Below are 13,686 nucleotides of genomic sequence, written 5' to 3'. Positions count from 1 at the left end.
ACGTCCATAGCTACCGCTGTCTTTTTATAGGAAAGCTGACAGACTTAGTGCTTCACAGTGCCTTGGTCTGCCACAACATCGGGGGTGTCTGCCTGCTGCATCAGCATACGCATGGAAAAGACGATTCCTAGTGTGGCCGTTACCAAAAGACCTGCCAATACAAGGTAGCCGACTGATGCGCCGGTTGAATCTAGTATGAGAGTAAATAGAGCGAGTAATAACAGCCGCATGCATGTACCAATCGACCGAAAGAAGCTCAGGACCCTGCCCATAAAACGATTAGGTAGCAGTTCCATATAGATGGTCTGTCGGATCAGTCTGGTTGATACATTGCACCAGCCCATAAACGCAGAGAGCAACACAAAAACCGAGCCCATTGGGATCACAACGGTCATTACAAGAGCAATCGCCATCAAGATGAAATTCCCTACCATATAAGGAAAAGCACCGATTTTTCCACGAAACCAGGTAAGAAGAAATCCCGCCAGCACTGCGCCTATGGAATACGTAACCTCTCCCATGGAATAGATCGCCACATCTTCCCCCAAAACTTGGCTAACAAAGATAGGGTTAAGCAGGTTCGTCAGCATAACGGCGAGGAATGGTATCAGCGCAGCAATTCCGAATACGATAAACCCTCGTTTTTCTTTGATATAGATCCAGCTTTGCTGAAATTGTGACACCCAGGATGTTCGGAGATATTTTTCTACTTGTTTTTCTTGTGTATACACATAATCGATTCCGGTTAAGGAGAGAAAAGCGATCAGATAGGTCAAAGTGTTAAGGATCAACACTATATGTAGTCCGTATTTCCCCAATAGCAAACCTGCGAAAGCTCCTGCGAGGACCAAAGCGGTCTGGTTTTGAATTTCCAGGGTAGAATTGATCACATTGTAGTGCTTTTGCTCAAAGGTTTCCTGTATGAAGGCTGACTGTGTAGGTTCGTGAACCTGAAACATGAACATCGACGCCAAAAAAACGAGTACCATCATCCACTCTTGATAAGTCCCCCAAAATCCCCAAGCTGCTACAAGAGCGAGAACCGAGAAGCCTCCTAGCTGTTCCAGCTGTAGAATGGCCTTGCGGGAAAAGCGGTCAATCAATGTACCAAAATAAGGTCCGATGAGCAGTGTCATTATCGAGGAGAGAAGCATGGTGGAACCAAGTAGGCTGGCTGAGCCTGTGGATTCTACCAAATACCAAGATATCCCGATCATGGTCATCCCCTGGCCAAAGCCTGAAAACAAATTGGAAAGAAACAGCTTGCGAAAATTGCGATTGCGAAAAATCTCGTTCACTCTCGTCACTCCCTTTTCCATAATAGGCCAGATGAGTAGCCCTATTACAAACATAAAGGAGCCTGATTATTCACGAGGGTCACCCTTCATCAATAATCAGGCTCCGGGAAGTTCCGAGAGCTCTTTTATGGAATCTTATACCATAAATCGTATCACTTTTTTCTTAAGTTAGCAATATGGAGAACCAAGCGTTACTTTTTCAAGATACCTAAATATTCACGCCAAGGTCCAACATCCGCCGTGTACCGCTTGGCCAAGACCCGCACAATCTGCGCCATATGGGTTAAATCGTGAACCACCCATGAAGAGAGCAGCTCTCTTGCCTTGACTACGCCAAATGCAGGGTGTATCCCTGTTAATTCGAGATTCTTTTCCAGTTCTACGAGTGCTTGTAATTTTGCGAGATTTTCTGTTCGAAGTGTTTTGAATTCCTGGAGCTTTTGTGCGAACGACCTTTCGGAAGTCTCATGTAAGTGAGAGAAACGGTCAAAAGGAGGAAAGGGTTTGCTTTCCCCATACTGAAGAATCATTTCGAGCCGCGGGAGCCAATTCGTTTTCTCAGCCTGGGTCAAGTGCTCGATTACTTCGGTGGCATTCCAGGTTGCATCCCCTTCGTTGTCTTGCAACCATCCATCCGATAAGCCCACTAAAAAATACTCCAATGTTTGCGGTGTACGCTCCAGAACCTCAATCGCTTGGTTCAGATTAAAATTCATCGTACGACTCCTTTCGGTATGGAAACCCGTAGTATTCTCCCAGCATTTCTCTTTCGTTTCGCATAGTCCTGCCCATTTTGTGTGGCGAAGGGTGGATTTGTGCCAGAGAATACGTATAGAATGGTCGTAGGCAAGGTTCGATAAATAGAGGGCAGAGGTTGGATTGATGGATGTTTAAAATCGGCGTGGTGGGTCCCAAGCAATCGGTAGAGAGAATTCTTGCGGTTGCCAAGGAATTCGATGAAGGGATGAATTTTATTCCCTATATCTATACAGAAACAAAAGAAACAGAAAAAATCGTCTTGGAAAATGACCAGTACGTAGATCATTGGCTATTTTCGGGACCACTTCCGTACTTGATTGCCAAAAATGTCCTGGAAGACGATAAGCGGATGGAACATATTTTTCCGACGGAATCCAGCATCTATAAAGGCTTTTTGGAAATGGTGTACACACGGGGAGAGCTTTTGGATCGGGTCAGTGTCGATATGCTCTCATCTACGAAGTTCATGGAAGATTCGCTGTACAACAGCAGCATATCCGTGAGCCAACTATACATGAAGATATTTGAGGTTACGATTGATCCGCAAGAGCTGCTGGCATTTCATCTCGATTTATGGAACAAGAAAAAGATTGATGCTGCGATGACCTGCTATCCAACTGTCTATCAATCGTTAGTAGATGCCGGTATCCCGGCCTATTGGATTTCTCCCAGTAATATGGACATTCATCAAACAGTCCGCGTGTTTGTCGAGAAAGTACGCACATCCTACTTTAAGGATACACAAATCGGGATCGAAATGATCGAGGTCGAGCAATTCGACAGAATCAAGGAAAGCGCGAAGACCCCCTATCATTTACAATATTTGGAGCTTCGTATAAAAGAAGCCTTGATCAAGCTGTGCGAGCAAGTGGATGGATCGCTTTTGGAGCAAGGTAATGGCAGATACGTCATCTTCAGTACGCGCGGAACCATTCACAGGGAGATTCCTACCTTGCAAAACACCGTAGAGTTTTTGGCGAAGGAAGCGGATACGACGGTCGCGGTCGGAATCGGGTTCGGAGAGACTGCGTTTGCAGCCGAGATGAATGCCCACCGAGCCCTGCGCCAATCAAAGGAAAAAGCTACACGAGGTATCGTCATGATTCAGGATGACGGAACGATCGTAGAGTGGGTCGGTCAGGAAGAGGAGCTCATCTACTCGTATCGTGCCGACGATGATGAGATTTTGGAAAAGCTGAAAAAAGGGAACATCAGCGTCAAAAGCTATAAAAAGCTCGATGCCTTGCTGCAAAAAATGGGTTGGACCGATTTCACGACAAAGGATCTGGCCAAGTATTTGCAAATGAGCGAGCGAAATGCACAGCGAATCGTCGCGGATTTGTGCGCCGTTGAGCTGGCGGAAAGCTCCGGGGAGGAATCGCAATCAACGCGAGGAAGACCCACCAAACGATACCGACTTTTGTAAGCACCCTGCTACGGGTGCTTTTTTCATTGCCGAGAAATCAAACTGTTAAAAAAAACCGTTGCCAATAGTCTCAACATTTCGTAGAGTATATATAACGACATGTCGTAATATATGCGGTAAATAAGGGAGCTGGACCATATTTGCGCGGATCGTCAGTCATCGAACGAGATGAATGCGCTTTCGCCAAAATGAAAGACTAGCTTAGTAATGCATCTAGAAGGAGGTATCCACACATATGGTATCAGCACGCACGAGAAACTGGATTTTAGCGCTACTCTTTTTGGGCTGGGCATTAGGGAACCTGGATCGATACGTTATGAACTATGCCATTTTGTCGATCACAGAAGACTTGCAGCTTAGTGCTTCATCCACGGGATTATTGCTCAGTAGTTTTTTTGCTGGCTATGCACTCATGCAAATGCCTGGAGGCTGGCTGGCAGACCGGTTTGGTTCCAGGAAAGTACTCATCGCATCCGTTGTCATGTGGTCTATTTTTACAGGATTGACCGGAGCTGCTTGGTCTTTGGCTTCGATGATCCTTATCCGCTTTCTGTTCGGGATTGGTGAAGGTGGCTTCCAACCAGCCAGCTCGAAGATTATCGCCACGATTTTTCCTGTAAAGGAACGCTCGCGAGCAATGTCTGTGATGCTCTCCTCTAGTGCCATTGTTGGGCTTTTCTCCCCGATTTTATCCGTTTGGATGATTCAAAATATGGGCTGGCGAACCATGTTCGTCGTCATTGGTGCAGTTGGTGCCGTGATTGCTTTCCTGTACTGGCGCCATATTAAACTTCCGCAAGATGAGTCTACAACGAATACAATGAATGGCTCCGAGCAACCAAAAAGCTCCGTGTCCTTGTTGTTAAAAACGCCTTTGCTATGGAGTCTGTTAATCGCTTACTTTAGCATTTATGCAGTAAACTGGGGTCTCGTAACCTGGATGCCGACTTACTTGAGCAAGGTACGCGGACTGGATATGATTTCGCTCGGCTGGCTGCAAACGATTCCAGGCTTCGCTACGTTGGTCGGTATTTATGTGAGCGGCTATGTACTGGACAAGCTGCCAAAAGGTCGCGAAAAAATTATTGGAAGTCTCTCCTGTGTGGTAGTCGCAGTGCTCTTGTACTTCATGTTTACCGCTTCGAGCGTGACGATGTTTATTACGTACCAAGCAATTGTGTCGCTGTTCCTTTCCTTTGTGATCATTCTGTTGCCATCTGTTGTCCTGAAAAATCTTCCGGCTGCCGTAGCGGGAACAGGGATGGGCATCGTGAATACAGGTGGACAGCTAGCTGGCTTTATCACGCCAATGGCGATTGGTTTTATTGTAGAAGCGTTTAACGGTTCATTTGATGCAGCGTTCTGGATGCTGATCGGCTTCGCGGTCATTTGCATTGGCGCACTATTATCGTTGAACTATGAAAAAGGCGAGCTGTTGCAGCAAAACGCCGACAGTGCATCCGCCTGAACACTTAGAGAAAGGAGCGTATGAAATGAACAGAACCGAGATCATTTCTGCGTTAATTGAACAAAAAAGAGACGCGCTTATTTGCGTTAGCGATAAAATTTGGGAAACACCAGAAATTTACTTCGAGGAGCATCGTTCTGCCGAGTACTTGTGTCAAGCTTTGGCAGCAGAGGGCTTTGAAGTGGAGAAAGGAATCGCTGGACTGGGGACTGGCTTTGTTGCCAGCTTTGGAAACGGCAAGCCTGTCGTAGCCATCCTGGGCGAGTACGACGCACTGGCAGGTTTGAGCCAGAAAAAAGGCGCGATCAACCATGATCCGATTGTGACTGATGGTCATGGGCATGGATGTGGACATAATCTCTTAGGTGCCGGCGCGCTGGCAGCAGCGGTTGCTGTTAAAGATTACATGGAGAAAACAGGCTTAACAGGAACGGTCCGTTATTTCGGGTGTCCAGCTGAAGAAGCTGGCTCTGGGAAAGCGTATTTGGCTAGGGCAGGCATGTTTGCTGACGTAGATTTTGCGCTCTCCTGGCATCCTGCGACAGCGCCAAGCATCATGAACATCAGCTCGCTTGCGAATTACTCTGTTCGTTTTCAGTTCCACGGAAAAAGCGCACATGCAGCAGCAGCACCGCATTTGGGACGAAGTGCGTTGGATGCGGTCGAACTGATGAATGTCGGCGTGAACTACATGAGAGAGCATATGATTCCGGAAGCACGGGTTCACTACGCGATTACGAATACAGGCGGAATTTCGCCAAACGTCGTCCAGCCGTTTGCAGAGGTCGTGTACTTGATTCGCGCTCCGAAAAAGCAGCAAGTGAAGGAACTGTATGAAAGAGTTTACGACATCGCACGAGGAGCCGCCTTGATGACGGGAACCACCATGGAAGCGGTGTTTGAGGGGACAGCTTCTGATCTGGTGCCGAATACGGTATTGGCGAAGCTCATGCACAAAAATCTGGTTGAAGTCGGCGTGCCTACGTACGATGAAGCAGATCAGCAATATGCCAAACAAATTCAGGCAACGTTAACAGCCGAGGATATGAGGGCTTCGTTGTTCGGGTTGGATCGTGAAACAGCGAAGCAACTGAAGGACAAAGCGATTGCGGATGTGATCGGGCCACTTTCTACGCACGAGTTTACGCTTGCTGGGTCTACGGACGTGGGAGATGTCAGCTGGCAGGTTCCGACGATGCAATGCATGACGACATGCTGGGCACTGGGAACGCCTTTCCATACGTGGCAGGTCGTCTCGCAGGGGGCTATGCCAATTGCACACAAAGGGATGCTGCAAGCAGGTAAAGTTATGGCTGCTACAGCAATCGAGGCAATGGAAAACCCGGCACTGATTGAACAGGCAAAAGCCGAATTGCAGGAACGTTTGGAAGGGGAAGAATACTTCTCGCTCATTCCGGACGATGTTCAACCACCTCAAAAAGCGTAAATCGAAGGTGAAAAGGAAGTTGGTTAGACAAGTGGCGCAGCAAACAAGAACGATCGAGACAGACTGCTTGGAACAATGGATCGAGCAATATCGCGGGGAGTCCTGTAAGGGCAAATGCGCTGCATATATCCCTGCTTTGAAAGAGGCTGACCCGACACAGCTAGGGATTTGTGTGATGGGACCAGATGGACAAATTAGCAGGGCTGGCAACTACGATGCTCCTTTCACCCTGCAAAGCATTTCCAAAGTCATCAGCTTTCTGGCAGCATGTAAGCACCACGGGATTGCAAATGTATTGGAGCAGGTGGATGTAGAGCCTACTGGAGACGCATTTGATTCGATGGTTCGGCTGGAAATGCACAAGCCAGGAAGGCCTTTTAATCCCATGATCAATGCGGGAGCCATTACGGTGTCTTCCTTGTTGCAGGGGAACGGAGTCCAGGAAAAATTTCGCTCTTTTCAAGACATGGTCGAGGGCATGACAGGACGCAAGCATCAGATCAACGAGGAAGTCTATCACTCCGAGTGGCAAACAGCCAACCGCAATCGCTCCCTCGCCTACTATCTCGCAGCTACTGGCTTTTTGGCCTGTCCGGTAGAGGATGCTTTGGACGTGTACATCCGGCAATGCTCACTCGAGGTAACGGCAGAGGACATCGCGAAAATTGGCTTGATCCTGGCGCATGATGGCTATGATCCGGTACGCAAGGAACAGCTTTTCGAAAAAGAGCTGGCTCGCGTGACCAAAGCACTGATGGTTACATGTGGCATGTACAACGCTTCCGGCAATTTTGCTGCTTTTGTGGGTGTGCCAGCGAAAAGCGGCGTGTCAGGAGGCATTATGGTTGCCGTCCCTCCGCGTGGGCGTTCTGGGGAGCTGCCTTTTGCTGGCGGCTGCGGAATCGGTGTGTATGGCCCTGCTATTGACCAGTACGGAAACAGCGTAGCAGGGGTAGCGCTGCTCAAGCATATGGCAAGTGCGTGGGATTTGACGATCTATTAAAAAGAAATGGCTAGAGATCACAGATCATGTCTGGATCTTTAGCCATTTCTTTTTGTCCATTGTACCTTGATTCATTTATAAACAACTAATTACTCAAGGAAATTGTCATTGTTCCTCTTATTCCTTTACCAGCACTTTGGTTTGTGTGAAGTACAATTTTATTAAAACCATTTGGAATGGATGTATTAGGATAATTGTAATTTTGACCTGAACCAGGTATAGGAATTTCTTTTCGCAATGTTGAATCTTGATAAAATTGGAGTACCGCTGGTTCACTAGAAGAATTTGCGGTTCCTGCTATAGAAATACGGCTGTTAATTGTATTACCATTCCAAAGAGTTTGTGAAAAAGGATAACCATCCGGAGCATAAAGGTAGTATGGGCCTGAAAATAAATTTACAGGAGTTTGAACTGGAACAAACTCAATCCGATCAATAAACAGATTACCCTGCGTTTGACTGGTGTATTGTCCGAGACGTACATCGATCTCTCCTAAAGGTAGGGAGATAGGATCAGGAAGAGATATTGTAAGCAACCTATAGTTTCCATTTTGTCCTGGCACGTATCCTTGATCTTGAACGTTTTTGGTACTTGGAAATGTAAAATTACCGCCTTGAAGACTCTGATTTCCTGCATTAACTGATTGCCAAATATCAATGCTTGAATCTGAAGGGTTTGCATAACGTACACGAATGTGATACTGACCAGCTAGTTTATTTGTAATAGGTACAATGAGGGAAGGTCCCAGTGGAAGTTGAACCGCGTTGGTCCCGTTCAATCTTTCCTGTACAACGTTAAGTGAGCTCCCATCCTCAATATAACCTTTTTCAGCTGGAATTCCTTTAATCGTAACTACTCCTGTTGTTGGATCTGATTGGCCTATGACATTTTCGGAATATAGATTTTTGAAAACAAAGGCATTTATCACTGCATCTTGGCCACCCAGCTCATCTGTCCATGGAAAGACAAAATGAACTTTATGGTTATCAGGTGCTACAACCCTCTTGTCATATCCATATTCTCCTCCATTGGTAATACTAGTCCCATCTGCAAAATCCATCATGATTCCAACATACGGACTCATAACCCGTGGTGTTACTCCAATTAAAGGATTGTCTCTTGATATGTTGATAGGGTCATTTGCAGCTCCACCGGAACCGCCGTAAGTATATGTTTGTGATTGATTGTATCCTCTATCTAATACTTGTTGAATCTGATCCACTCGATCCCATGTTCTCGTTGAAATTTGAGTCAGTTCACCAGGGAAATTTCCATACAGGTACGTACTTGGATCACCAGCGGATGGATAGCCTCTCCAATCAAACCTTCCTACTAGATCAGAAAATAAGAATCTCGTTTGTTCTATATCTGTTTGTGCCGAGTAAACTTCCGGACTGTCATTAGTAGGCCATTTATCAAAAGTAGGCCATAATGCAGCAATATCAAACCCATATAATGTTGACGTGTAGATAAAGCCAGCGGTACTAATTTGACTAGATTTATCGTCCTGTATGTTTTGTAACCCTGTTGTAAAAAGAGTACGAACATTCTCGCTATGCTTCACGATCCACTGTTTTAGATAAGTTAGAAAGTTAGTTTTATCTGAATCACTAATTCCCCAATCTGTTTGTTTAGAAATGGCCTCCTTTAAAAGGCCTAGATGCATGGTTGCTGCTTGAACATATAAAGGAAGTGCATAAGCTGCATAGTCTTTTAGTGTAAATTGGGGTATATCATGAACGAATTGGAGGTGAATCGTATTAACTGTGCTCCCTATAGTGGAGGTCTTCGGATCGGTTAAATTCTTGACTTCTGTAGCTAAAGCATCTAGTTCATTTTTCCAACCTTGTAGCAGTGCCTCTAATTTGTTCAATGTGTCTGTTGTTAACGCTTGGTTAATTAAATCTTGAATCTGCTGACGCAAAATATCAAATAAATCGGGTTGTGAGGGGGGCCAAATTAAATCCATAATAGGAATAAAAAAGCCTATTACAGGCCCTACAAAAGGAACAAAGGAAGAAGCATAGCTTAATATAGTCGTGACTAAGGCACGATAATCGATATTATTGTCTGTTGCAAGCAGAAGGTAATCTTGTGTAATTTGTCCATTGTAAACATCATGCCAAACATCTTTTAATAATTGCTCCCAATCCAATCCGTCTGCTTTGTTAGATAGATTGTTCAACTGTTGATAAGCAGATGTCGATAGTGTGTTATAAGGACCAGTTGATAAAAGGTTTTTTTCCTGCATTGCATAATTCCCCCTTCTTTCATAAATAAAAAATACGTTGGCTAATTTCCTAATTTTAACATTTCGGTATATATTCGTATAGTTTCCGCTTTAATAGGACTTCGATGCATTCCGATAGCAATCTTTCGTTGGAAAATAGACAAAGTGACTCCAATCCCATACGCAAACAGCAACATACAGTCGCTGGCTTTCATTGGCAAAAAAAAGAACCTGTGACATACTGGAGCTATCACGGTCATCGGAGGAAATCAACATGGTAGATGTGGTTGCATGTGGCGAGTTATTGATTGATTTTACACCTGTACAGCAGAAGGAAAAGCCAGGCAGCGCTGCATTTGAGCAAAACCCTGGAGGAGCACCTGCCAATGTACTTGCCGCTTTGTCGCGCTTTGGGAAGCGGACTTCCTTTATCGGTGCGGTGGGAAACGATGTGTTTGGGCGGTTTTTACAACAGACCTTGAACCGACAGAATATTGGCACAGAAGGTCTCGTACTCACGGAGGAAGCGCCTACGACGTTGGCGTTTGTCCATCTCGATGAGACAGGCGATCGTTCTTTTCACTTTTACCGCAATCCGGGTGCAGACATGATGCTGCGGGAGCAAGACGTGAACGAGGCGCTGATTGCACAGGCAGCCATTTTTCATTTTGGTACGTTGTCTTTGACGCAAGAGCCAGCCAGATCAGCAACCTGGAAAGCAGTCGAATACGCGAAAAAGCATCAGCGGCTCCTTTCATTTGACCCGAATATTCGAGCGTCCTTATGGGCTGATCTGGAGGAAGCGAAGGCTATGGCCCTCAAAGGAATGGCGCAGGCTGATATCGTCAAGCTTTCCGAGGAAGAGCTGGCTTTTCTCTTGGGGAGCGAGGACGTCGTGGAAGCGACAGCGTGGATGCTTGCGCAATATGATCTGCAAGCTGTTTTTGTCACGTTGGGGGAAAAGGGGTGCTTTTACCGCACACGAAATCAATTCGGTACAGTCGGTGGATTTCCAGTAACCGCGATCGATACGACTGGAGCGGGAGACGCGTTTGTGGGCGCGCTGCTCTATCAGCTTCTTGAGGCGGGAGAAAGTATGCTGGATATCCCACAAGCCACGTTAGAGGGCATGGTTCGCTTCGCCAATGCCGCAGGTGCGCTCACGACAACGAGATCAGGTGCCATTCCCGCCATGCCTACGCTGTCTGAGGTCAAAAGCTTCATGGAAGCAGCACGGTAGGAGGGAAGAATCATGATATTTGTGGAGGTCATCCTGCCTGTCCTGCTCATTTTTCTTAGTGGCTATATTTTGCAGCGCATTTTCAAAATGGATTTGAAGCGGATCTCTTCCCTGGCGATTTACATCTTGTCGACGGCGCTCGTTTTTCGTACCTTTTACAAAACACAGCTCGACTTGCAATTATTTTATATCGTCGTGATTTCGCTGCTTCTGCTGGCTGCTCTCGTTGTGATTACGCAGTTGACGGCACGATTGTTCAAATACGACAAACAACAGGAAAGCGCACTGATGCTCGCGACCGCCTTCATGAACAGTGGCAACTACGGGACGCCGATTATTTTGTTCGCTTTCGGAGAGGCTGGCTTTACGTATGCGGTGCAAATTATGGTTTTCCATTCGATCATGATGGGCGTATTCGGCGTGTATTTTGCCTCCCGAGGCGGGAATGGGATGGGGACGGCCGTCAAGGCGATCTTCAAGCAGCCATCCAATTACGCTGTGGTTCTCGCGATTTTGCTGCAACAGCTGCAAATCGTCATCCCGCAAAGCTACTATCAGGCGATTGATCTCGTTGCACAGGCGGCGATTCCAGTTGTGATGCTCATCTTGGGCATGCAGCTCGCCAATGTATCTACCAAAGCGCTAGAGTGGCAGGGACTCAGTGCTGCGAGTGTCATTCGGTTGGTGGCGTCACCGCTTTTGGCGTACCTCATCTGTCTGTTATTCCCGATTGATCCGCTGCTGCAAAAGGTGCTGGTCGTTCTGGCAGCCATGCCTTCTGCCGCAACTACTGCGATCTATGCGATCCAATTCAACATGCGTCCACAATTCGTCTCCAGCAGCGTGTTGGTTACGACGGTGATCAGTATAGGTACATTAACGTTTTTGCTGAACATTTTGCACTAAATAGGAGGAATAAACATGCACAAACAAGAGTTACTACGACTGTACGATCAAGAGATGAGAGTGGAGATGAACTATCCGAATGTTCGACGCGAAGAGACCGAGCATATTGTTCGCCACGTCTCTCTCTCAGATGAGCCGGGAACAGTCTTGTTTTCCCGAATGTCTGAGGCAAATGCAGAGGAGCTCATCGCACGCGAAATCGAGTATTTCTCAAGCCTTCAACAGTCTTTTGAATGGAAGCTGTTTGATTATGATCAGCCTGCGAATCTGCTCGAACGGTTGGAGGCGCATGGTTTTACAACAGGAGAGGAAGAAGCGCTGTTGGTCATGGATGTGGCGCAAGCAGAGGACATGCGAAGCCGTAGCATTCCTCCTGAGATTCGCCAAATCACCAATTCGGCAGGCATCGATGACATTATGCAACTGGAAGAGCAAGTATGGGGCAGTGCGAATCCGGAGATGGCCGCGAGATTGAAAAAGGATTTGGCCGAAGATCCTAAGCACCTTCTCGTGTACGCGGCATACAGTGGCGATCAAGCGGTGAGCGCAGCGTGGATGTATCTACATGAGGGGACGTCCTTTGGCAGTCTGTGGGGAGGCTCAACGCTGCCTGCTTACCGGAATAAAGGCTACTATACGGCACTCGTAGCGATACGGGTACAAGTAGCGCACGAGCGTGGGTATCCGCTTTTGATGGTGGATGCGAGTCCGATGAGCCGACCGATTCTGGAGAAAAAAGGCTTTGAATTTCTCGCCTATACTTATCCATGTTTTTTTGAGTATAAATAGTATCGTGGAAAAGGAAGCTGCCCATTGCTCTGAGGGCAGCTTTTGTAGTTGCAGATAGTCGCCTGTGTCACTATTATGAGAATAAGAATCATTTGCAAAATTATCCTACGTATGGTTAGGCAGGGAGAAGGTCATGGATCAAGCAACTGTACATTCCATATACGATAGCTATATTAATGCATTGCCCTCTACACAAAGTGATCGCATTGTGTCCGAAGCGAATCGGTATACACTGACGAATAATGATGGCTACTTTCGGAGAGTGATTCCTCGACCGGGATTGGAGCTGGTCGAATCCAGCTACTCCCTTCAGGAAAACCGCGTCATGGATTTACAGTCGCAGGCAGCCATGGTGGAGCTCAGCTTTTGCTTGGAGGGGAGTGGGGAGTTCGTCGTTTCGGGAAGTCAGCACGAGTTTTTGCCTGGGAGCTGTTCCCTTCAATTGATGAACGACTTTCATGCGCATTTTATGTACCGGGCAGATGTTCCTCATCGATCTGTTGGCATAGGTATTTCCGTGGAGCAATTTAATGAATGGGTGGCGGAAAGCGATGTGGGAGCAGCGTATTCGTTTCAAGGACTGCTTGGCAATCAGGCCTATCGTCTGTTTCGGATGCCGTTGCAACCGAATATGGCTCGGATGCTCCAGCAGTTGAACGATTTTTCATCCTCCCATTTGAAGTTGCGGAGATTGCATACGGAAGGCAAGATTCTTGAGATTGTGTCGTCGGCGCTGGATACGTTTTTGTTCGAGCGGGAAGAGAATCGACCGAGGTCACAGTTATCCCGGAGTGATCGGGAAAAGATTCACAACGCCCGTGACATTCTACTCGAAAATATGGAGTCTCCGCCTTCTCTGATTGAACTGGCGCGTATGGCACAGCTCAATGAATACAAGCTGAAGATCGGCTTCAAAGAAGAGTTCGGGACGAGTGTATTTGCCTATTTGCGGGAAAGGCGTTTGGAAAAAGCGCTTGGACTGCTGCGGGAGGGGAATCTGAATGTCAGTGAGGTTGCACTCATCGTAGGATTCTCCAACTTCAGTCATTTCTCCGAGGCGTTTCGCAAGCAGTATGGATGTAATCCTTCCGAAGTGAAGCGGGGGAGATTCGGCTAGTAT

The 13,686-nt window shown here is 46.8% G+C and carries 11 protein-coding genes; 8 read left to right on the top strand and 3 right to left on the bottom strand.

Annotation, left to right across the window (positions count from 1 at the left end; genetic code table 11):
- Positions 1-44: 44 nt before the first annotated feature.
- A complete protein-coding gene (locus HPY27_RS17165) occupies positions 45-1,298 on the bottom strand; it encodes an MFS transporter (RefSeq protein WP_017251283.1) in 1,254 nt (417 codons plus the stop codon).
- A gap of 191 nt (positions 1,299-1,489) precedes the next feature.
- Positions 1,490-2,014 (bottom strand): DinB family protein, encoded by a 525-nt coding sequence (locus HPY27_RS17160; protein WP_173622982.1) that lies wholly within the window; start codon positions 2,012-2,014, stop codon positions 1,490-1,492.
- A gap of 170 nt (positions 2,015-2,184) precedes the next feature.
- Between HPY27_RS17160 and HPY27_RS17155 the strand changes: the two genes are divergently transcribed.
- From HPY27_RS17155 to HPY27_RS17140, 4 genes are all read left to right on the top strand, one after another.
- Entirely contained in the window at positions 2,185-3,483 is a 1,299-nt protein-coding gene (locus HPY27_RS17155) for a hypothetical protein (protein WP_174225540.1), read from the top strand.
- Positions 3,484-3,718: 235 nt separating this feature from the next.
- Positions 3,719-4,951: an MFS transporter gene (locus tag HPY27_RS17150; RefSeq protein WP_173622984.1), complete on the top strand. Its 1,233-nt coding sequence runs from the start codon at positions 3,719-3,721 to the stop codon at positions 4,949-4,951.
- A 25-nt stretch (positions 4,952-4,976) separates the two neighbouring features.
- Positions 4,977-6,398 (top strand): M20 family metallopeptidase, encoded by a 1,422-nt coding sequence (locus tag HPY27_RS17145; RefSeq protein WP_174225539.1) that lies wholly within the window; start codon positions 4,977-4,979, stop codon positions 6,396-6,398.
- 19 nt (positions 6,399-6,417) lie between these two features.
- Positions 6,418-7,401: a glutaminase gene (locus HPY27_RS17140; protein ID WP_217368716.1), complete on the top strand. Its 984-nt coding sequence runs from the start codon at positions 6,418-6,420 to the stop codon at positions 7,399-7,401.
- Positions 7,402-7,486: 85 nt separating this feature from the next.
- Here the strand turns inward: HPY27_RS17140 and HPY27_RS17135 are convergent, their stop codons facing one another.
- Positions 7,487-9,652: an insecticidal delta-endotoxin Cry8Ea1 family protein gene (locus HPY27_RS17135; protein ID WP_174225538.1), complete on the bottom strand. Its 2,166-nt coding sequence runs from the start codon at positions 9,650-9,652 to the stop codon at positions 7,487-7,489.
- Between the two features lie 253 nt (positions 9,653-9,905).
- Between HPY27_RS17135 and HPY27_RS17130 the strand changes: the two genes are divergently transcribed.
- The 4 genes from HPY27_RS17130 (at position 9,906) to HPY27_RS17115 (ending at position 13,683) form a co-directional block, all read left to right on the top strand.
- Positions 9,906-10,871 (top strand): carbohydrate kinase family protein, encoded by a 966-nt coding sequence (locus HPY27_RS17130; RefSeq protein ID WP_174225537.1) that lies wholly within the window; start codon positions 9,906-9,908, stop codon positions 10,869-10,871.
- A 12-nt stretch (positions 10,872-10,883) separates the two neighbouring features.
- Complete coding sequence (locus HPY27_RS17125) at positions 10,884-11,777, top strand: AEC family transporter (RefSeq protein WP_174225536.1); 894 nt, start codon at positions 10,884-10,886, stop codon at positions 11,775-11,777.
- Positions 11,778-11,792: 15 nt separating this feature from the next.
- Positions 11,793-12,566 carry a GNAT family N-acetyltransferase gene (locus tag HPY27_RS17120; protein WP_174225535.1) on the top strand — a complete coding sequence of 258 codons (774 nt, stop codon included), beginning with the start codon at positions 11,793-11,795 and terminating at the stop codon, positions 12,564-12,566.
- 133 nt (positions 12,567-12,699) lie between these two features.
- Positions 12,700-13,683 (top strand): helix-turn-helix transcriptional regulator, encoded by a 984-nt coding sequence (locus HPY27_RS17115; RefSeq protein WP_173622989.1) that lies wholly within the window; start codon positions 12,700-12,702, stop codon positions 13,681-13,683.
- Positions 13,684-13,686: the final 3 nt, after the last annotated feature.

It is taken from the genome of Brevibacillus sp. HB1.1 (assembly GCF_013332445.1).
Lineage (GTDB): Bacteria > Bacillota > Bacilli > Brevibacillales > Brevibacillaceae > Brevibacillus > Brevibacillus porteri.
This window is presented reverse-complemented; position numbering and strand designations above follow the sequence as displayed.

Excerpts from the sequence above, each read along its gene's own strand:
- HPY27_RS17150 (WP_173622984.1), top strand. The coding sequence starts at position 3,719 with ATGGTATCAGCACGCACGAGAAACTGGATTTTAGCGCTACTCTTTTTG.
- HPY27_RS17135 (WP_174225538.1), bottom strand. The coding sequence starts at position 9,652 with ATGCAGGAAAAAAACCTTTTATCAACTGGTCCTTATAACACACTATCG.
- HPY27_RS17130 (WP_174225537.1), top strand. The coding sequence starts at position 9,906 with ATGGTAGATGTGGTTGCATGTGGCGAGTTATTGATTGATTTTACACCT.
- HPY27_RS17125 (WP_174225536.1), top strand. The coding sequence starts at position 10,884 with ATGATATTTGTGGAGGTCATCCTGCCTGTCCTGCTCATTTTTCTTAGT.
- HPY27_RS17155 (WP_174225540.1), top strand. The coding sequence starts at position 2,185 with ATGTTTAAAATCGGCGTGGTGGGTCCCAAGCAATCGGTAGAGAGAATT.
- HPY27_RS17145 (WP_174225539.1), top strand. The coding sequence starts at position 4,977 with ATGAACAGAACCGAGATCATTTCTGCGTTAATTGAACAAAAAAGAGAC.
- HPY27_RS17120 (WP_174225535.1), top strand. The coding sequence starts at position 11,793 with ATGCACAAACAAGAGTTACTACGACTGTACGATCAAGAGATGAGAGTG.
- HPY27_RS17115 (WP_173622989.1), top strand. The coding sequence starts at position 12,700 with ATGGATCAAGCAACTGTACATTCCATATACGATAGCTATATTAATGCA.
- HPY27_RS17160 (WP_173622982.1), bottom strand. The coding sequence starts at position 2,014 with ATGAATTTTAATCTGAACCAAGCGATTGAGGTTCTGGAGCGTACACCG.